The following is a 21,193-nucleotide window of genomic DNA, read 5'->3' as shown; positions in this document are numbered from 1 at the left end:
CTTACTCACAATTACTGTTGATTTTTTTGTAAATTTTTTGGAAGCGTTTTTCTCTCTCTTCCGTACGAAATATCGGATCTTCTACTAATAATGAGAGCAACTTTCTTCTTTTATAAATGTCCTTTACACTTTCTTGAATAAAGGTGCGCTTTTCCATAAGGAAATCTACATATTCTTCATATTCTTCACCATAAATGCCCTCTAGCTCATTTTTAATTTTTTTCGATAAGCTAGGGCTAGCACCAGAGGTCGTAACAGCAATGGCAAGCTTCCCTCTTCTAACGACAGAAGGTACGATTACATTAGAAGAGGAATGATCATCTGCAAAGTTCACGAGTTGATGCGGACTGACTACTTTCTTTAATTCAGTACTTACATGTGGATCATTAGTAGCAGAGATAATGTAGAACGCATCCTCTATATCGCTTAGTTCAAACGTCTTTTGGATCCAATGAACCAAACCATTGCTTACATAGGTAAGGATCGACTCATTGATAGCGGGACTTATGATGGTAATAACCGCTTCTGATTGCAATAGTCCTTCAAGTTTGCGAGCAGCAATTTGTCCCCCACCGATTACATATACCTTTTTATGTTTTAGATTTAAAAAGACAGGATATAAGTTTTCCATTTCATCACCATTTGCTGTTTAGGAATCAGACTTATTTACTAAAGAAAATAGGAGCGATGGGATGCTTGCTTCTTTTGTTTGCTTTGCCCCTTGGATATCATGAGCTAGAAGCGCGCCCATCGTTTGATTTCCTAAGCAGTACATTTCCAGATCTTTTAACGTATCTATCGTTAGAAAATCAGTTTTTTCAAGTGTTTTTATCAAAATTGATACTGAAGCGGAACTTGGAAAGATTACTGTATTAAGCTTAGAGTCGTCAAGCATACGTTTAAAAATAGGAAGATAACTTTCATCGACTTCTTTTATTGATGTTGTAAAGGTATCAAAATTCCCAAAATTCAAGACGTTTTGACTAGTTTCTTCTATATTATTACTATTTCCTATAAGGAGGATAGTCCCTCCTTTTCTTAATTTCTCAATTGGTTCAGCGAGCAGTCCTTTATTCAATAGTTGATTTACTGATTTCCTCGACAAGCCGTACAAATCAGCTTGGATGGACCGGATATCTATTTTCTCATCAACTAATATTTGGAAGAACTCGTCAACACTCTCTGGAGACGTAAATATGATGGAAGAATACATCGAAAGCTTAGATAAAATGAGGTAATCTGGAGTGATTTTTACGCGTTTCCACTTTGGAAATTCAATCACGTCAGCCCCTTGTTCTTCTAATGCCTTTGCTATATTGCTTGTGTTCAACCCTGTTCTTGGGAGCAAAACTTGGCGGCCAAACAATGGTTTTTTCTCAAACCAGCTTATTTTTTCTCTAAGAGAAGCGATGTTTCCGACAAGTGTGATGGCTGGATTCGTAAAGTTTGCTTCCTCTACACGTTGAACGATCGTTTCAAGTGTCCCTTCAAGTGTTTTTTGACGTCCAAATGTTCCCCACTGAATGAGTGTGACTGGAGTTGAAGCTGGTTTGCCATGTGAGAGTAAATTTGTACATATATGTGAAAGATTTCCTACTCCCATGTAAAAAGCAATCGTGTCGATTCCTTTTGCAAGACCTTCCCAATTGAGTGCGGATTTACCGTCTTTTGATTTATCATGAGCCGTAACAATGGCAAACGATTCTCCATATTCTCGGTGGGTTACTGGAATTCCGGCATAAAGAGGGGCAGCAATTCCCGAAGTTATTCCTGGAATCATTTCAAAGGAAAGGCCATTTTGTGCTAAAGCTTCAGCTTCTTCGCCTACTCGTCCGAAAACACCAGGGTCTCCTCCCTTTAATCGAACGACGATTTTCCCTGCAGCTGTTTTCTCTACAAGAAGATCATTTATTTTTTCCTGCCTGAGGGTATGACGATCAGGAAGCTTTCCACAGTAGATAAACTCACAATTTGGCGGTGCAAAATCCAGAAGCTTTGGGTTTGCAAGTCGGTCATATAGAATAACCTCCGCTCTTTGAATGGCTTCTAGGCCTTTTACTGTAATGAGACCAATATCCCCTGGTCCTGCTCCAACTAAAAATGCTTTTCCTGTTGTCATACAAACTTCCTCCCCTATGGCAAATGGGGGCGAAGTCGCCCCCATCCTTTATATTAGTAATAAAATCCGATTATCTTCTACTTCTACTTCATACGTTTTTACTTGTCCTTCGTCTGGTGCTTGCACCTTACCATCATTCAAAGAGATTTTCCAATCATAAAGTGGACAGTATACATAGCTTCCACTAACTAAGCCATCTGCCAATGTGCCTCCCTTTGGATGGGGACTTTTGTTCTCAACGGCTTTTACTTCTCCAGTTGATAATTTAAATAAGACTATTTCTTTTTCTCCAAGTCTGATTATTTTTCCTGCTTGATGTGCTAATGTTTGATAATTTCCGACATCAACTTTTGTTAATGTTTGTGGCATATCAATCACCAAAACCTTTCCTCTAATTTTACCCATCATTTTCGTGTTCGTAAATATTAATTTTTCCACTTATGATATTAGACTAAAACTTCTGTAATTTCCTCTGTTTTGTAGTATTTTTCACGAATTTGTTGATTTTTCAATGCTTCATTCCAAGGCTCAGTGTATCTAGTTAGCGAACGATCCAGTTTTGCCGTTAATTCTTTTCTTACTTCAGCATCCTGCAATACTTCTTTAACATGATCTAGCCCCACACGCTCAATCCAAGCAGATGTACGCTCTAGGTAATTAGCGGTTTCACGGTAGTATTGAATGTAAGCACTAATCATATCCATTACTTCTTCTTCAGTCTTTAACGTGCAGAGAAGGTCACCAGCACGTAGATCGGTTCCTCCGTTACCGCCCACATACAGCTCAAATCCGCCATCGATTCCGACAATCCCCATATCTTTTATCCCTGCTTCAGCACAATTACGTGGACATCCTGATACGCCCATTTTAAATTTGTGTGGAGTGTCTAGACGTTCAAATTTCTTCTCAAGGTCGATTCCTAGTTGCATGGTATCTTGTGTGCCGTAACGGCAGAATTGAGAGCCGACACAAGTTTTTACTGTACGTAATGTTTTTCCGTAGGCATAACCTGAAGGCATTCCAAGGTCTTCCCACACATTTGTCAGATCTTCCTTTTTTATACCTAGTAATGCGATACGCTGTCCACCCGTTAACTTTACAAGCGGTATATTGTACTTCTCAGTTACCTCAGCAATTTTCTTTAAGTCCTCAGCATTCGTTACTCCGCCATACATTCTTGGAACAACAGAGTATGTGCCGTCCTTTTGAATGTTTGCGTGCATTTTTTCATTAACAAGGCGAGAGTCGCGTTCATCAAGGTATTCTTCAGGATGTAGCATACCTAAATAGTAGTTAAGAGCAGGACGACATTTGCTGCAACCTTCCTCGTTGTTCCAGCCAAGAACATTCATGACTTCTTTTGTACTCATCATGCCTTTTTCTTTAATTTCAGCTACAACCTCGTCACGACTTAATGTTGTACAGCCACAGAGAGTCTTCTTATTTGCTTTTGTTGCATCAAATGAATCACCCAATGTGTAAGCAAGAATTTCACCAACAAGGCCCTTACAACGACCGCAAGAACGTCCGGCATTTGTACAGCTAGATACTTGATCAACGGTCGTAAGTCCTTTTGCTTGAATGGCTTCGACAATGGTCCCCTTTGAGACGCCGTTACATCCACACACAATCTCCGTATCTGGCATTGAGTCAACGCTCATGTCAGCTTGACCCCCGCCACAGCATCCAGAGTCTAAGATGCTTGCGCTTGTTTTCCCACTTACATCTTCTTTATCAACAAGCATACGGAACAATTTTGTGCTATCCTTTGTGTCACCGTATAGAACAATCCCTACCACTCGATTGTCTCTTACTAGTATCTTTTTATAGATGCCTTCAAATTCATTGTGAACTTTAATTGCTTTTGTAGATTTATCATCAATAATTTCACCTGCAGAATACAAATCAACATCAGATACCTTTAGTTGAGTGCCTGTAACAGATCCCTCATAAGGTACAACCTCTAAACCAAGTATTCTCTGTGCTAAAACCTTTCCTTGTTCATACAGCGGTGCAACCATTCCATACGTGATCTCTCTATGTTCTGCACATTCCCCAACCGCATATACATTAGATGTATTTGTTTCCATAAAGTCATTTACAATAATCCCGCGGTTTACGTTAATACCAGCTTCTTTTGCAAGCTGTGTATTTGGTTTAATTCCTACAGCCATAACGACTAGATCTGTTTTGATTTCTGTTCCATCGCTAAATCGAAGGCCTGTGACACGGTCATCTCCAAGAATTTCACTCGTTTGTTTTTCGAATAAAAACTTCATCCCTTGAGCTTCAAGTTCTTCTTTCAGCATCGTTGCAGCAGTCTCATCTAGCTGTCTTTCCATTAAATGTGGCATTAAATGAACCACATGTACGTCCATACCAAGGTCAATTAAACCTCTTGCAGCTTCAAGACCAAGAAGGCCACCACCGATAACTACCGCTTTTTTATGAGTTCGAGCGACTTCCATCATATTTTCACAATCTTGAATATCACGGAAGCCTGTTACGCCTTGTTTATCCGCACCTGGTACCGGTAGGATGAATGAGCTTGATCCTGTTGCAATAATAAGTTCATCGTAAGCAACGATCCTTCCCGTTGAAGAAACGACCGTCTTTATTTGTGGATTGATTTTTGCAACTGCTTCATTTGTATATAAAGTGATATTATTTTCTTGGTACCATTCCCATTCGTTTAGGAAAATGTCATCTACCGTTGTTTTCCCTTGCAGTACATTTGATAATTGAATTCGGTTGTAGTTTGGATATGGCTCATTTCCAAAGATTGTTATATGAAAAGCATCGGGTGTTAGTTTTAGAATTTCCTCGATTACTCTTACTCCTGCCATCCCGTTACCAATAAGAACTAAATGTCGTTTTTCCATTTTGTTATGTCCTCCCCAGCTTTAGCGTTATGCTCGTTATTTCACAATCAACTTGATAGCTCTATTTTAACTTCTTTTATGTTGAAAACTTGTGAAGTTTGTCACACTTTCGTGAACTATGTGAAGGTATTCACATTTTGTTCAAAGTTTAGGAAGGTAAATGAAAAAAGCTGGTGCATATGTTTGCACCAGCTTTTAAACTACCTATACTTCTTGTTTGACTTTTGGAAGTCCAGTAAATAAGAATTCATATTGCTTATAGCGGACCGTGAACAGCTTAATTGGATCCTCAAAAGCTGTTGGATTCTGCTGAAGCTTTGTTAATGATTGTTCATACTGACTGATTCTTTCTACTAAGTCTTCTGCCGTACGTGTTAATTCATCTTTTGGCTTTTGAAAGAACGATTCTAAATCCCTTTGTATGGCCATAGCAAAAAAATGATAAGGTGCAAAAAACTGTTTATTTACTTGTTTTGCTACTTCTGAATAATCTTCCGTTTCCACATAACGCTTGTATTTTTGCTGCAGCATGGCTTTATTTTGACCGATGCCTGCGAATAGCTTACCTGCGCCCTTTAGTAATAATTGGGTTGGATTATGCTTTAACATAATGTTGATGTGCTCTAATTGAACACCACTGGTCAACCGTCCAGTATCTCTTCTCCAATCATGAAGCAATTGATCATCTACTGGAAATTGGAATTTATCAATTCCATATAAGCCATTAAAACTTGTAGCCATTTCGTCCAAATAAGCACGAATTTGCTGTAGCTCCTCTTTCGTAAGACCAATCCATTGTTGAAGGGAGGAGTAAAGCTTTGGAAGGGTGGTGTTTTGTAAATATTCCTCCATTCGCCTGTTCATTTCCTCGTTTAATTGAAGATGGACAGTGGCAAGGTTGCTTTGATCTGTAATAGATTCAGCTGTGGTCTTTAGAACATTAGGTATGTCAGCTTCTACTTCTGCAGAAAGCTCCTGCAGAATTGTAACATAATTGTTCTTGAGTCTTTCTCCGACTTCCTGTTCTAAATCTCCAAGCTGCATGGAAGCTCCACTAACTTTAGCTAACATCTCTTTATTCCATTGAATGACATCGATTAATTTTTCTTCTTTATCAGCTCGTTTTGCTAATAGATAGTGTAGTGTTTCTTTTATAAAATAAAGCTCTTTTCTGGTTCTTCTTTCGTTGGATTGCTCACTGTTAACATCGATCAAAATGTCACTCCAGTCTACAGACTGAGAAGACGTGTACGGGTAAATGTCAGCATTCGGGAAAATAGGATTCAGCTTTTTCTTTATGGTTTCCATATAAAAAGATACGCCAGTCTCTTCTGCTACCGCATTTGGAATCGGAAGGATAAAAATGAACGTATGATCGTTAGCTTGCTGGTTCATTTGCTTAATCACATTCAATTCCATATCGTTTAATGGATTTTCCTCATTCAGAACATAAATAATGCTATCAGCCATGTGTAAATTAACAGATAGAGAACTTCTTTCTTGAACCGTTCCACGATACGGTGGTATGGACATTAATGAGGTGTTTGCACCTTTTAGTAGTTCATAAGGTCCTTTAGAGTGGATGTAATGATCGGTTGACCCAATTTCCGTAGGACTGCCTACTTGTTTGGATTCCACAGAGTTCACTTCAGTTAATTCAGGCTCAGGCAAGTAGCTATACAACGCCAGTTTTGAAGACAATTGGTTTACTTGTTCATGTCCAAGCAAATCACTTAAAATCGTTGTTTGTAGCTTACTTGTACCTGTAAACAAAGTTATGGTGCTTTGCTTATTTTGTAGATTCTCCATGATCCATTTCAGCTTATTACTTACCGGAAGATCTTCTTCTTCAGCCCAAGTTACGATACTAGAGAACAGTTGTTTAGTCTGGTGCACGTCAATTAGTCCATTTGGTGTTGAATTGGATAATGCATGTTTTGCCTCCGTAACGGTGTCTTCATTGATCGTACCAGGGAAAACCTCGTTCCAAGCTAGTGTTGCACATGCGGTAAAGATAAAATGATTTGATTCTGCGAAACGCATCCAATTTCTCAGCAGTAATGGAATGATTTCCTGAATCTCGTTTAACGAATACTTTCCATTTAAAAATAGCTGAAATGTTTTTAAGTATTTCTGAGATAACAGCTTCCATGATAATTGTTCAGGGAGCTCAGATTGGAGCAGTAATGAATTAAGCTCGCTCACCCAATCGAGTAGCACTGCTTGCTCTTCGTAATTTTCCCACAGCCTAAAAACAATTTTTTCGAATCGAATGCGATCAAGGCGTAACAAATACGATAAAAATGGCGTGTACTCTTCAGGTTTAAAAATGGTGGTCCGCTGTTCATCGCTATATCTTTTAATAACATCGATCCATTCTGGAGAGTTGGTACGCATAAATTCTTTCATGGCAAGATGAATTGCATTAGCCCAATCTTCTATTTCTTCAAAGAAGAGACGGGCAAGTTCAGTTACTCCTGGATAGTCAGGATGGTTATTAATGATGTCGCTAATAATTGACGTGGCTTCATGGGTACGACTGTCTTTTACATACAGTCTAAATAGCTGTAACGAGACTTCTGTATGAAGTACAACGGACTCGGTACTGACTCTTTTATAGATTTCCTCTGCAGTTGAATATTGCTCTAACTCCAAGTAAGCATCTGCAATATTCTTTTTCGCCCAAGGTGCTAATTCATTTTGGATACTTTCCCATTTAAAGATCGCTGATTCAAAGTCTTTGTAGAGGAAATACACTTCCCCTTGCGCGAATCGAATGGGTGTTAAGTCAGGTACGTCTTTTTGTTGCTCCTTATAATAAGCTTCCCCAAGCGAACGTACGGGGAAATCCGTTTCTTGTTCAATTAGGGTTTGATAATATTTTTTTTGTACAAATTGCTTCTCTGATGTCATGTTAATTCCTCCATATTTTTTCTCCCCATTCATTTTAATAACCGATAGAGTAAAATATGCTATGATGCTATGTAACTCTTTTTGGATTCTGTTAATTATAATATGATTCTACATAATTCGGAGAGAAATATCTTTTTATGTCGTAAAATGAACAAAAACACCTAGCTCAATAGAACTAGATGTTTATATTGTCCATCTCAGACGGACAAACGAAGGTATTTGTCCACGAACGGTGTCAGTCACCCTTTGTAGTTGGTGACGGTGCGGTAGAGTAATTCGGTTCCGAGTGAGATATCTTCGATCGTTGAAAATTCCTTTGGATTGTGACTAATTCCGTCCTTGCACCTCACAAAAATCATACCGTATTCGCATGCATAAGACATGGAAAGAGAATCGTGAAAAGGACCACTCATTAATTCTATCGGATTAAGACCGATCACATCACTCTGTTTCCTCATAATATTCATTAATCTTTCAGAGCAATACCTTGGTTCGCTATTGGTATCCTCGGAAATGGTACAACGTAAACCATGAGTTTCCGTTATTTCTTTGATCTGATTTCTAAGATTTGCTTCAAGCACATGTCTTCTATTAATATCAATATCTCGTAAATCGACGGTAAAGCTTACTTTCTCAGGGATAATATTACGAGAGTCCGGGAAAACCTGTAGACTTCCAACGGTTCCAACAGTTGGCGCATTGGGATCCTGACTGGCTAGCTCGTTTAGTGCAATAATTACTTTAGCAGCACCAACTAATGCGTCTTGTCGCATAGACATCGGAACGGAGCCAGCATGACCAGCAAACCCTTCTAACTCAACAGAAAGCCAAAGTGGGCCAGATATACCCGTCACAATTCCAACAGGAATCCCCTTTGCTTCTAAAATAGGACCTTGTTCAATATGAAGCTCTAAGAAGGCACCAATGCTTCCTTCTTTATACTCTGATTCCTTAAATCTAGTAGGATCACAGCCGAACTCGATTAGTGCCTCTCTTCTTGTTACTCCATTTTTGTCCCTCCTCTCAAGCTCTCCTTCTTCTAGCTTGCCAAGAATTCCTCTGACCCCAAATAGACCTTTGTTAAATCGACAACCTTCCTCATCACAAAAGGCAACTACTTCGATAGGAGTATCAGGGACTATGTTTTTTTCTATCATCGTTTGGACAACTTCTAGCGCACCTAATACACCAATTACTCCATCAAATCTTCCTCCATAAGGCTGCGAGTCGATATGTGAGCCAACCATTAAAATAGGTGCATCAGGATTCTTTCCTTCTAGTCTGCCAATTAAGTTTCCAAAATGGTCAATTCGTGCAGCTAATCCAGCATCTTCCATCCACCCTTTAACGGTGTCAACTGCTTGCTTATCTTCATTGGAAAGAGCTAAGCGACAAACACCTGTATCGGAAATCTTTCCAATCTCTGCAAGCTCATGTATTCTTTTTTCTAGTCGTTCCTTATTGATAGAAAGTGTTAGTAACGTCATCTATATCCCTCCTTGCCTTTTAAATGGTTGAAACGTACGGAAGATTATGTGCCATTGCAACACCCTCGTAAACGACCTTCCCATCAATGACATTTAATCCTTTAAATAAGGCCTTGTTTTCTGCAAATGCAATTTTGTAGCCTTTCTCTGCTATTTCGATAATATATGGAACCGTGACATTTGTTAGCGCAATGGTTGACGTTCTTGGTACAGCCCCAGGCATATTGCCAACTGCATAATGGACGACACCATGCTTTGTGTAGGTTGGATCGGCATGCGTGGTCACATGTGTAGCTGTTTCAAAGATTCCTCCTTGGTCAATCGCGACATCAACAATGACAGAGCCTTCTTCCATAAGTCGAACCATTTCTTCTGTTACTAGCTTAGGAGCTTTCATACCAGGAAGAAGAACCGCACCAATGACTAAGTCCGAATCCGCGACCGCCTGGCCAATCGTATATGGATTGGACATAAGTGTCGTAATAGACGAGCCAAAGATATCGTCTAATTCTCTTAATCTTGCTGCACTAACATCAAGGATAGATACCTTTGCACCTAAACCAATAGCAATTTTAGCTGCATTTGTTCCAACAACCCCTCCACCGATGATCGTAACTTTCCCACGATTTACACCAGGTACACCACCTAGCAGGATCCCTTTACCACCTTTGCTTTTTTCTAAGTAGGTGGCCCCAATTTGAGCAGCCATTCTTCCTGCTACCTCGCTCATTGGTGTTAATAATGGCAAGCTGCGATCGTTCAGTTGAACGGTTTCGTAGGAGATGGCTACTACCTTTTTCTGAATGAGAGCTTCAGTTAAAGTGAAATTGGCAGCTAAGTGCAAATAGGTGAAAAGAATTAATCCTTCATAAAAATAAGCATATTCACTTGGAATGGGTTCTTTTACTTTGATGACCATTTCGCATGCCCAAGCTTCAGCGGCTGTTTCAACGACACATGCTCCCGCTTCTATATACTCTTCATCAATGAACCCTGAAGCCAATCCGGCTCCCTTTTCTACGAAAACATGATGACCTTTTGTGCTTAATTGTAGGACGCCAGCAGGTGTAAGAGCAACGCGGTTCTCTTGGCTTTTGATCTCTTTTGGTACTCCGATTTTCATAGCATTCTTCCTTTCTGGTTACTTTTGGCAAACGCACGATGCTCTAAGTTTATTTGACGAGCTCCTCTAGTTCAGTAGTGACAGTTGTAAACAAGAAGTCGAGATCTTCCTCTTTAATGGATAATGGGGGAGATATGGTAAGAACGTTATTAAATCCAGCTACGGTGGCCCCGTTCTTACCAATGATGAGTCCTTTTTTCTTACAGCCAGCAATCACTTGGTTTACCAAATCCACATCTAATGGTTCCTTAGTGGCTTTATCCTTAACGAGTTCAATTCCTATGAGTAAGCCTTTTCCACGAACATCCCCTACGAATGGATGGTTACGTAAGCTTATATTTAATCTCTCATTAAGTTGTTCTCCTAAATTTTTGGAACGATCAAACAGTTTCTCGGTCTCCATGATCTCTAGGTTTTTTAATGCAAGAGCACAAGCAGCCGGATTGCCACCGAATGTATTGACATGGCGGAAGTAATCGTATTCTTCACTGCCTTTAAAAGCTTCGTAGATTTCCTTTTTGACAGCTGTTGCCGATAATGGAAGATAGGCGCTTGTGATCCCTTTTGCCATCGTAACAATATCAGGCTTCACTCCGTAATTCATGAAGCCGAATGCTTTCCCTGTACGACCAAATCCGCAAATCACTTCATCAACAATTAGTAGAGCGCCGTGTTTTTCACAAGCTTCCTTAACACCCTTCATATAGTTTTCAGGCGGAATGAGGATGCCTCCACCGGTAATAATCGGTTCCATAATGACTCCAGCAATCGTTTCACTAAGCTCCCAGGTCATCACTCGCTCGATCTCTTTGACAGATTCGAGCTCCGAGGCTGGACTGCCCAATTGATCGTTTGAACGATAAGAGTCAGGTGGCGCTACATGAACGAATCCAGGAGCTAGAGGTTCATATTTGAACTTTCGCTGTGCCTGCCCCGTTGCAGCAAGAGACCCCATCGTGTTACCATGGTAGGCTCGATAACGAGAGATGAATTTATATCGTGAGTGATTCCCTTTTTGCTGATGATATTGTCTAGCAATTTTAAAGGCTGTTTCATTCGCTTCTGAACCGCTATTCGAAAAAAAGATCACGTATTCATCGCCCAAAAGTTCATTAAGCTTTTCAGCTAATTGAATCGCAGGTGTATGGCTTTGGGTGAGTGGGAAATAAGCCATTTTCTTTAGCTGATCATATGCAGCATCGGCGAGCTCTGTCCGACCATATCCTACATTGACACACCAAAGACCAGCCATTCCATCCAAAAAGCGATTTCCATCATGATCTGTTACCCAAGAGCCTTCTGCTTTTTCAGCAATCATCGTACCGTTTGGATTGTACGGTTTCATGGAGTGCCATACAAAGTCTTTATCTTTTGTTAGAAAATCTTCCCCTTGCTTCATTTGTGCCATCGCAAATTCCCCTTTCTCACCCTGTTATGTTTTAATAGTCGAAACGAGATGTAATCATTTTCTTTCTTGTAAAGAAATTGACGCCATCCTTTCCATTTACATGTAGATCTCCATAAAAGGAGTCCTTCCAGCCGGAAAATGGGAAAAAGGCCATAGTTGCAGGTACACCAACATTGATCCCAAGCATGCCAGCATCTGCTTCCTCTCGGAATTGACGAATAGCAGCAGCGTCCTTTGTGTAAATGGTTGCTCCATTTCCGTAACGAGACTTGCGAATATAGGATAAAGCTTCATCCAGGTCCTTTGCCCGTAATAGGCTTAAAACCGGGGCAAATATTTCATCCTTTGCTATTTTCATATCAGGGGTAACATGGTCGAAAATAGTGGGTCCAAGAAAACTACCTTCCTTATGCTGTTCCATCTCTGGTCGACCGTCGCGAACGAGAGTGGCCCCTTCTTTTATGCCGATATCAATGTACTGTAAGACCTTCTCGCGGTGAGAATCACGGATAACAGGTGTTAGTAATACCTCTTCATCAAGACCATTTCCGATTAGTAATTCGTCTGCCTTTTCCCTAAGTGCAGCTACAAACTCTTCTCCATCACCAACAACAACGACTGCACTACATGCCATACATCGTTGGCCTGCACTTCCATAAGCAGAGCTAATAATATGAGAAACGGCTTTTTCAAAATTGGCATCAGGCATGACGACATGATGGTTTTTAGCACCGGATAATGCCTGCACTCTTTTCCCTTGTGCTGCTGAACGCTCGTATACATACTTTGCAACCGGCTGTGAACCAACGAAGGAAATCGCCTTGACATCTTCATGTTCGATCAGCCCATTCACTACATCATGTGCTCCATGAACAATATTAAGCACTCCTTTAGGAGCTCCGGCTTGAGTAAATAATTCAACTAGTTCACTTGCTAAAAGAGGTGTTCGTTCCGACGGTTTTAGTACAAAGGTATTTCCACAGGCAATAGCAAGTGGGAACATCCATAGTGGAACCATCATTGGGAAATTAAATGGTGTAATTCCACCCACTACCCCTAACGGATAACGATACATTTCGGAATCAATATCTTCAGCAATATTGGATAACGTTTCACCCATCATTAATGTAGGAGCTCCCGCGGCAAACTCGACACATTCAATTCCTCGTTGTACCTCTCCGTATGCTTCCTTATACGCTTTTCCATTTTCTTTTACGACTAACTGAGCTAGTTTTTCATGATTTTCTGTTAATAAGTAATGGTATTTATATAGAATCCTTGCTCTCTTTGGAACGGGAGTATTTTTCCACGTTTGAAAAGCAATGTTTGCTGCTTTTACTGCTTGGTCAACGTCCTCTTTAGAAGAAAGGGGAACGGTTGCGATCACCTCTGAGGTTGCAGGATTTAGCACTTCCAATGAATCTGAACTACAAGCCTCTACCCATTCCCCATTAATATAGTTATTGAGTTTTACCGTTTGCTTTTTGATTACTGTCATTTGTGCATCCCCCTTTTAAATGATTAGTTATCTTCTTGTATTTATTATCAAGGATATGCTGCCTTTGTGGCATTAGACGTTTTGTGAAAAAATGCTTGTGTTAAACTTTACATTTTGCCTTCATTGGGGAATAACTGGGGCACTCCTTTCTCCTTCTTCAAATGGGAAGAAAGAAGGAATTCGTGAGACAGAATCATGAACTCAATCGCAAGCCTTTTTTCATGATGTAAAAAGTCCTCACCAAGTAGCTTTTCTAATTTTTCAATACGATGGTAGAGCGTTTGGCGTACGATAAATAATCGCTTAGCTGTTTCCTGCTTGGACCCGTTACAGGATAGATACGTTTTTAACGTTTCTAATAACTTGCCATTGTACATATTGTCATATGTTAGAACGGGCTCGAGATACTCCATGACAATTTCTTGTAGATTAATATGTTTATTTAATAAGGAAATAAGGCGGAAAATATGCAGATCATCGTAAAAATGACTTTGGGAAGGTACGGTTAAGCGGTCTTGGATGCGGATCGTTTCTAAGGAGGTTAAATAGCTTTCATGAACATGGGATAAATGTGTAACAAATTTTCCTACTCCGAGTACAAAGGGACTTGTTTGGTTGGCCATTTTTATATCCGATTTTTCTAAACGTTGTATCCCTTCCTTCATCCGGGCCTTCCACGATGAGGTGTTTCGTTCGTTAACGAAGATAAAAGTAATTGTATGCTTTTTTTCAATTGAAAAGAGTGTAAATCCTTGAGGCTCAAAGAAAGCACGAACGTATAAATTAAAATAGGTGATATCAAGCATGGAAAAGTCTGAGATTGCTTCTAACTTAAATTGACATACAAACGCACCCTTTGGCTTAATCTTAGGAAAATGATAGACCAGGTAGTCATGAATGGCATCTTCGCTATGCTCCCCATCGAGCCAACCTGAAAGCCATTCAGATTCCTCAACCCTCTTTTTTTCTTCTACGTATAATTGTCTTAAAAGGAGTTGTGCTAGAGCAGTTGCGGTTCGATCGAGTATTAAGTGATCAAATTCTGTCAGAGTGTGGTTTTCTGCAATTAGATATAATTCTGCATATGTATCTCCTAATAGATGAATCGGAACTTTTGTCATCGTTTGTGTGGCAAGATCAGTACCTTGATTCGTCTCATTATGAAACATGTGTATAATTTTCTTTTTTTCACTTTCTTTTACATCCGGAGAAAATTGTATTTCTTGATTGTTAAAGACGATCATCAATTGAATCTGTAGGTATTCCTTCGTAAACTGTAGGATTTCCTTTGTATGACCGAATGTCAGCAGTTTTTTGTTTAGTTCCTGTGTGTAGCTTTCGAGCTCAGATATCATTTGATATTGTCGATTGATTAGGAGGGCGTGAATATCTTGAGTGATTTCCACGAAGGGTACTTCATTGTGAAAAATGAGCAATGGAAAGTGGTGCAGGTTGCAAAGCTCAATAACTTCATTAGGTATGTGCGTGGTGTATGTTCCAAGTTCAATGCATAATCCAGAAGCGTGTACTTCAATTAATTGCTCCACTACGGATAAAAACAACTCGTTATTGTCATGTAATAAGGCACATGTGGATAAAATAAATTCACCTCCACGCAAAAGGTTCCGAATATTGGTTACTTCTACAATATGTACCCACTTTACTGGACGAATAAGTCCCTCTTCCCCTGCAAGAACTTCAATATCTTCAAAATGATTTCTTTGTAACAAATCTCCAACAGTAATATACGATTTCAAGGAACAGCCCCCTTCCAATTCAATTGGTAAAAACGTGAGTCACGCAGACATTGTCTGTGTGACTCGCATTTGTGTTAAGCTCCTTTTTGCTGTTTTATGACCATCACTGAGAAATACTTCCGCCCTTCAGCTGTAGCGACATGTAAGGTGACGGTTTCTTTTTCTTCAGAGTGTTCGTTTACAAAGTCAACAAAGGATCCGTTTAATGTTTCGGTGACACTTTTAATCGTAAATCCCTTTTGAATAAAAAAATCAATCTTATCTCTTTCTTGAAGATATTGTTGGAATTCGGACATGGAGTGTCCCCCTTTTATATTTGTGTGTTAATCGGCTCAGGTACAAGAACCGATTCTTCTCCTGCTTCTATATCCCAATCACGTCCGACGGTGATACCGAGGTATTTTTCGTCGCTAGGATCCACGAGCTCAGCTTGCTCATATTTTTTAAACCACCAATACTTGGCTAAGAAATAGTAAATAATGGCCCCTACCAAGAATCCAACAATAAACGAATAGGTTGATAAATAATATGCGGCTGCTCCTCCGATGATCCATGAAATCATTCCAGCAAGATTGACCCCATTCAAGTATTTGAACTGACCATCTGCTTCGTACAAGTCTTCTACGTTAACTCGTCTTTTGCGAATTACATAATAATCGGTAAATAATATACCAACGATGGCTGATAGAACCCCACCGATCACGAGTAGAGCAGGAACAATCACTCCAAATAAGCTCCAAGGTTGAACGACAATTCCTATCACACCGGCGATGATTACTCCAACCCAGAACGGAACTTTCGGACCGCCAACATTGGAGAAAATCGTAGCTGCTGGTATTACATTTGCTGAGGTATTGGTTGACCATTGTGCTAAAACGATCATAAGGAGAAGAATTCCTAGAATAAAGCCTGTAGCTGCTTCTTGTAGGGCGACGACCGGGTCATAATTTAAAACGGCAATATAGGACACTGCGCCGATAATGACCATAAACGTGTTTGTAATCGGCATGGCTATGATATTTCCAAAAATTTGAGCTTTGTTTCGTTTAAACCAATTTCTTTCGTTTTTAGGAGCTTTGATAAAACGGGATAAAGAAGGCATATCCGCGGCAAGAGTAGCCCAAAAGCCCATATTCGCCATAACCACAACCATAAATGCGGTTAATGCAGCACCACCTGTCACCGGACTTTCCACCCAAGTCCATACGTCTCTACCTTGCTCTATCGCTTTGTCAGATAGGGATGTATACATCCAGGCAGAGATAATAATGATGATCGGAGCGGCCAGATCGGCGAATCGTTCAATCGCTTTAATTCCTAAGGCGGTGTTCACAAGTTGTACAGTAGCAAACAATACGAAGCAAATAAACCAATTATCAAATTGAAAAAGTGCATTTAGTATTCCGTTCATTGCGGTTGCACCAAAGTACGTATTAATACCAAACCAGCAAGCAGCGGTTACTCCACGAACGATGGAAGGGATATGAGTCCCGATGGTTCCAAACGGTGCTCTCATATAGACGGGGAAGGATAATCCATGTTCGATTCCAATGTCTCCAATAATTGTCATAAAGATTCCAATTGCGACTGAACCAATGATCGTTGCTACAATTACCCAGCCAAGAGGCAGACTCTGGACACCAGAGCCACCAATCGCAAAGGCTGCTAAAACGACAGCCATCCCTACCCAAATAATTGAAAAGCCTAATGATCCAATTTTCTTATCGCTGTGGGAAATGGGAAGTAAATCTGGAGACTTTAAATAACCACTACTTTTTTTCATGAAACCACTCCTTTTCTAGTTTTAATATATAAAATTTTCTGGTAATGGAACTCGCAGAAAATTTATATCCTTCCCATTTGCATTTTTGTTTTAAATTGGTACGGATTTGTTTTCAGTTTCTAGTGTTTTTCCGTACCTTGCTCGTTTAATGTATTGTCCACCACCAATCTTCCCGATAAAGGCTTTGTCACGGATTACAAATTCTCCTCTTGAGAGAACCGAAACGGCTTCACCAACTACCTCCATTCCTTCGAAGGCATTGTAATCAACCGCCATATGATGTGTTTTTGCTGAGATCGTCCGCTCAACATTCGGATCGAATATGACAATATCAGCATCTGTACCAACCGCTATGGTTCCCTTTTTCGGATAAAGCCCAAAAAGCTTTGCAACCTTCGTTGAGGTGATATCTACAAACTGGTTTAAAGTGATTCTTCCTTTTTTCACACCTTCGGAATACAAGATGGATAATCGGTCCTCGATGATAGGACCTCCATTTGGGATTTTTGAGAAGTCTCCCTTACCAAGGCTTTTTTGGCCATCAAAATCAAAGGAGCATTGGTCGGAACCTAGGGTTTGCAGCTCACCTGTTTTGAGAGCATTCCATAATACATCTTGGTTCCATTTTTCACGCAATGGCGGTGACCACACGTATTTGGCTCCCTCAAAATTAGGTTTTTTGAGATAGGATTGATCAAGAACTAAGTATTGTGGACAAGTTTCTCCCCAAATATCAATTCCTTTTGAACGAGCTTCTGCTATTTTCTTAGCTGCCTCTGCACAAGAAACATGCACGACGTACAGTTGCGACTCAGCTAACCCTGTTAAAGTAGCGGCTCTGCCAGTTGCTTCGCCCTCTACTTCTGGTGGTCGGGTTAATGCATGGTAAATAGGGTCTGTCTGATTCAACTCAAGTGCTTTCTTTGTTAAGTAGTCAATCACATCCCCATTTTCGGCATGTACCATCACGAGCGCACCATGTTCTTTTGCTGCTAACAGGGTACGGAATAAGGTTTCATCATCCGCCTGGAATACATTTTTATATGCCATAAATACTTTAAAGGATGTGATTCCTTCCTCTTTCATGATTGTGGGCAGTTCTTCTAGAACTTGGTCATTAATTTCACCGATCATTAGATGGAAGCTGTAGTCAATAACCGCTTTTTCTTTCGATTTATCATGCCACACTTTTATCGCATTTTTTAATGGTTCACCCTTATTAGTCAAACAAAAATCGATAACGGTAGTGGTTCCACCAAATGCTGCAGCGATTGTCCCTGTTTCGAAGTCGTCCTTTGTTACCGTGCCGCCAAAGGGCATGTCTAAATGGGTATGGGGGTCGATTCCACCAGGAAGTACGAGTTTCCCAGTTGCATCAATCACTTCTGCGTCGTTCGAAGGGAGGTTATCACCAATTTGACGAATTGTTCCGTTTTCAATTAGAATGTCAGCCTGATACGTATCTGACGCTGTTACGATCGTTCCGTTTTTTATTACTTTCTTCAAGTTCGTTTCCCCCTTAATGAATTATCTTTTTATAACATCAACATTGCATGGGATGGCCCCTAACACGGCTTGCCTCTCGTTCCAAGTCATTGGTGGGAGTTCATTGGGCAACTCTACCATGTCGATCGCACCGTCGACGGGACAAACAATCGAGCATAAATTACAGCCCACACAATCTTCTTCACGAACGCGTAAAATACTTTCCCCGTTGGCTCCTTTTAACCGATCTATGCATTGGTGAGATGTGTCTTCACAGGCGATATGACATTTATTGCAGTTGATACACACATCGTTATTAATTCTCGCAACGATTTTATAATTAAGGTCAAGATTTCCCCAATCAGAGTATTTTGGTACAGATTTACCCACAATATCCATGACCGAAGCGATTCCTTTGTCATCTAAATAATTGTTTAAGCCTTCAATCATATCCTCAACAATACGGAAGCCATGATGCATTGCAGCTGTACACACTTGAACGCCTGTCGCACCCATCAACAAAAATTCTACGGTATCTCTCCAGTTTGATATCCCGCCTATTCCAGATATCGGAACATTGATATGAGGATTTCTCGCACATTCACCGACCATATTTAAGGCGATTGGCTTTACTGCGGGTCCACAATATCCACCGTGAGCCCCCTTACCAGCAACATGAGGAATGGTGTTCCAAGTATCAATATCGACACCAGCTAAACTATTGATGGTGTTGATCATGCTAATGGCATCTGCCCCGCCCCTTGTTGCTGCTTCAGCTGTAACGGTGATATCGGTAATGTTCGGAGTGAGTTTAACAATGACGGGTGTCTGGGCAACTTCCTTTACCCAATACGTTTGTTTTTCGACTAGCTCAGGAACTTGACCAGAGGCTGAACCCATTCCTCTTTCCGCCATTCCGTGAGGGCAACCAAAATTGAGTTCTAAACCGTCCACCCCTATGGCTTCTACCTTTTTGACAATTTCATGCCACTTCTCTTGTTTTGGCTCGACCATAAGAGAAGCAATAATCGCATGATTGGGGAATTTCTTTTTGGTTTCCGCGATTTCCTTCAAATTCACTTCAAGAGGTCGATCGGTAATCAGTTCAATATTGTTAAAGCCTGCTACCCTTTGTCCGTTAAAGCTTACAGCTGCAAAGCGAGATGAAACATTCAGGATCGGTTCTCCTAGCGTTTTCCATACAGCTCCACCCCATCCCGCCTCAAAAGCTCTCTGCACTTGATATCCAGAGTTTGTCGGGGGAGCTGAAGCGAGCCAGAAAGGATTCGGTGATTGAATTCCTGCCAAGTTGATACGTAAATCTGCCATCATCATACCTCCTTGAATTGATTGCCCTTGTTCAGGCGGTTTCAGATACGGTTTTGGTAATCATTTGGTGGATGGCGTGGGCAGTTTTCTTGCCTTGTTGTGCTGCAGAAACAACCATCGCTTCTCCTTGACCTTTTCCGAAAATTACATCTCCACAAGCAAATACTTTTTTGTTGGAGGTCTGGTAGGTGTTTTCGTTAATTGTAACGACGCCACCATCATGCACGAGGTTCATCTCTTCGATGAGATTTACGTATCTCGACTGGCCAATCGCTTTTATAACAGCATCTACCTCTAAATGGAATTCAGAGCCTTTTACCGGAACAGGCTTCCTTCGGCCATCTTCACCGGCTTCGGTTAGTTCCATTTTGATACATTCAATCGCCTTGACGTTACCAAGTTCATCTCCAATGATTCTGACAGGGGCGGTTAACCATCTGAACTCGACTCCATCTTGCTTGGCAAATTCATATTCAAAGTCATACGCCGTCATTTCCTCTAGCGTTCTTCTATATAAGATCTTTACATTTTCTGCTCCGAGGCGAACAGAGCAAGTAGCACCATCAATTGCCGTATTACCGGCACCAATTACAACCACTTTTTTACCGAGAAACTCATCAGTAATGGGACTCGTTTTCGTTTGTTTTACAAACTCAATCGCATCATATACCCCTTGTAAATCTTCTCCCTCAATCCCTATATTAGGGACACTAGACATGCCAATTGCTAAAATAACAACATCATAGTTTTCTAGAATTTCTTGGACAGAGATATCGATGCCAACCTTTGTGTTTGTCTTAATTTTTACATCAACACTTTCCACTTGTTTGACTTCCCAAAACGATACTTCCTTTGGTAGTCGGAACGAAACGATTCCATACGTATTTAGGCCGCCAGCATGTTCAGCTGCTTCAAAAATCGTTACGTCATACCCGAGGATACCGAGCTCTCTTGCCGCTGATAATCCAGCAGGCCCACCACCTATTACGGCAACCCTAGTGCCGTTTTTCTTACCAGCTTTAAAAAGAGTTTGGTTATTTTTCATTGCCCAATCTGTTGCGTATCGTTGTAGGTTGCCTATCATAATAGGTTTAGTAGAATGGTTGAGTACACATGCTCCTTCACATAATTCTTCTGTTGGGCAGACACGGGAGCAGCTTGCGCCAATTGGATTGGCTGACATGATGGTAGTTGCGGAACCTTTTATATTTCCTGAGGCTATTTTCTTAATGAAGGTTGGGATATCAATCCCTGTTGGGCAGGCTGTAATACAAGGTGCATCATAGCAATAAAGGCAGCGATTTGCTTCCTCTACAGCCTCTCGATTGGAAAGGCCAGGATGGACCTCCTGAAAGTTAGCGGCTATATGATCGTAGGAAATTCTCGATTGTTTTACCGTACTCAAATGT

At 40.6% G+C, this 21,193-nt stretch carries 15 protein-coding genes; all 15 read right to left on the bottom strand.

The features are described from left to right. Nucleotide 1 precedes the first annotated feature (1 nt). A complete protein-coding gene (locus ACVBAX_RS10045; protein ID WP_447116901.1) occupies nucleotides 2-631 on the bottom strand; it encodes a precorrin-2 dehydrogenase/sirohydrochlorin ferrochelatase family protein in 630 nt (209 codons plus the stop codon). 18 nt (nucleotides 632-649) lie between these two features. Next, entirely contained in the window at nucleotides 650-2,119 is a 1,470-nt protein-coding gene (gene cobA / locus ACVBAX_RS10040; RefSeq protein WP_447116900.1) for a uroporphyrinogen-III C-methyltransferase, read from the bottom strand. A gap of 48 nt (nucleotides 2,120-2,167) precedes the next feature. Continuing rightward, nucleotides 2,168-2,488, bottom strand: coding sequence for a nitrite reductase small subunit NirD (gene nirD / locus ACVBAX_RS10035; RefSeq protein ID WP_447116899.1), 321 nt, complete (start codon nucleotides 2,486-2,488; stop codon nucleotides 2,168-2,170). A 77-nt stretch (nucleotides 2,489-2,565) separates the two neighbouring features. Beyond that, nucleotides 2,566-5,001 carry a nitrite reductase large subunit NirB gene (nirB, locus tag ACVBAX_RS10030; protein ID WP_447116898.1) on the bottom strand — a complete coding sequence of 812 codons (2,436 nt, stop codon included), beginning with the start codon at nucleotides 4,999-5,001 and terminating at the stop codon, nucleotides 2,566-2,568. 204 nt (nucleotides 5,002-5,205) lie between these two features. Next, nucleotides 5,206-7,914: a tetratricopeptide repeat protein gene (locus ACVBAX_RS10025; RefSeq protein ID WP_447116896.1), complete on the bottom strand. Its 2,709-nt coding sequence runs from the start codon at nucleotides 7,912-7,914 to the stop codon at nucleotides 5,206-5,208. 239 nt (nucleotides 7,915-8,153) lie between these two features. Continuing rightward, on the bottom strand, nucleotides 8,154-9,401 hold the full coding sequence (locus ACVBAX_RS10020) for a M20 family metallo-hydrolase (RefSeq protein ID WP_447116895.1): 1,248 nt from the start codon (nucleotides 9,399-9,401) through the stop codon (nucleotides 8,154-8,156). A 19-nt stretch (nucleotides 9,402-9,420) separates the two neighbouring features. Continuing rightward, entirely contained in the window at nucleotides 9,421-10,524 is a 1,104-nt protein-coding gene (gene ald / locus ACVBAX_RS10015) for an alanine dehydrogenase (RefSeq protein WP_430774285.1), read from the bottom strand. A 49-nt stretch (nucleotides 10,525-10,573) separates the two neighbouring features. After that, nucleotides 10,574-11,932 carry an aminotransferase gene (locus ACVBAX_RS10010; protein ID WP_447116894.1) on the bottom strand — a complete coding sequence of 453 codons (1,359 nt, stop codon included), beginning with the start codon at nucleotides 11,930-11,932 and terminating at the stop codon, nucleotides 10,574-10,576. Nucleotides 11,933-11,963: 31 nt separating this feature from the next. Next, complete coding sequence (locus ACVBAX_RS10005; protein WP_447116893.1) at nucleotides 11,964-13,430, bottom strand: CoA-acylating methylmalonate-semialdehyde dehydrogenase; 1,467 nt, start codon at nucleotides 13,428-13,430, stop codon at nucleotides 11,964-11,966. A gap of 107 nt (nucleotides 13,431-13,537) precedes the next feature. After that, entirely contained in the window at nucleotides 13,538-15,187 is a 1,650-nt protein-coding gene (locus tag ACVBAX_RS10000) for a PucR family transcriptional regulator (protein ID WP_447116892.1), read from the bottom strand. Nucleotides 15,188-15,261: 74 nt separating this feature from the next. Continuing rightward, a complete protein-coding gene (locus tag ACVBAX_RS09995; RefSeq protein ID WP_447116891.1) occupies nucleotides 15,262-15,483 on the bottom strand; it encodes a hypothetical protein in 222 nt (73 codons plus the stop codon). A gap of 14 nt (nucleotides 15,484-15,497) precedes the next feature. Further along, nucleotides 15,498-16,970 carry an NCS1 family transporter gene (locus ACVBAX_RS09990; RefSeq protein ID WP_447116890.1) on the bottom strand — a complete coding sequence of 491 codons (1,473 nt, stop codon included), beginning with the start codon at nucleotides 16,968-16,970 and terminating at the stop codon, nucleotides 15,498-15,500. Between the two features lie 90 nt (nucleotides 16,971-17,060). Next, entirely contained in the window at nucleotides 17,061-18,476 is a 1,416-nt protein-coding gene (gene hydA / locus ACVBAX_RS09985) for a dihydropyrimidinase (RefSeq protein WP_447116889.1), read from the bottom strand. 21 nt (nucleotides 18,477-18,497) lie between these two features. After that, a complete protein-coding gene (preA, locus tag ACVBAX_RS09980) occupies nucleotides 18,498-19,784 on the bottom strand; it encodes an NAD-dependent dihydropyrimidine dehydrogenase subunit PreA (RefSeq protein WP_430774278.1) in 1,287 nt (428 codons plus the stop codon). 31 nt (nucleotides 19,785-19,815) lie between these two features. Then, nucleotides 19,816-21,189: an NAD(P)-dependent oxidoreductase gene (locus tag ACVBAX_RS09975; protein WP_447116888.1), complete on the bottom strand. Its 1,374-nt coding sequence runs from the start codon at nucleotides 21,187-21,189 to the stop codon at nucleotides 19,816-19,818. Nucleotides 21,190-21,193: the final 4 nt, after the last annotated feature.

It is taken from the genome of Robertmurraya sp. GLU-23 (assembly GCF_052983275.1).
The sequence above is the reverse complement of the archived record's forward strand: the minus strand, read 5'-3'. Positions and strand labels throughout refer to the sequence as shown.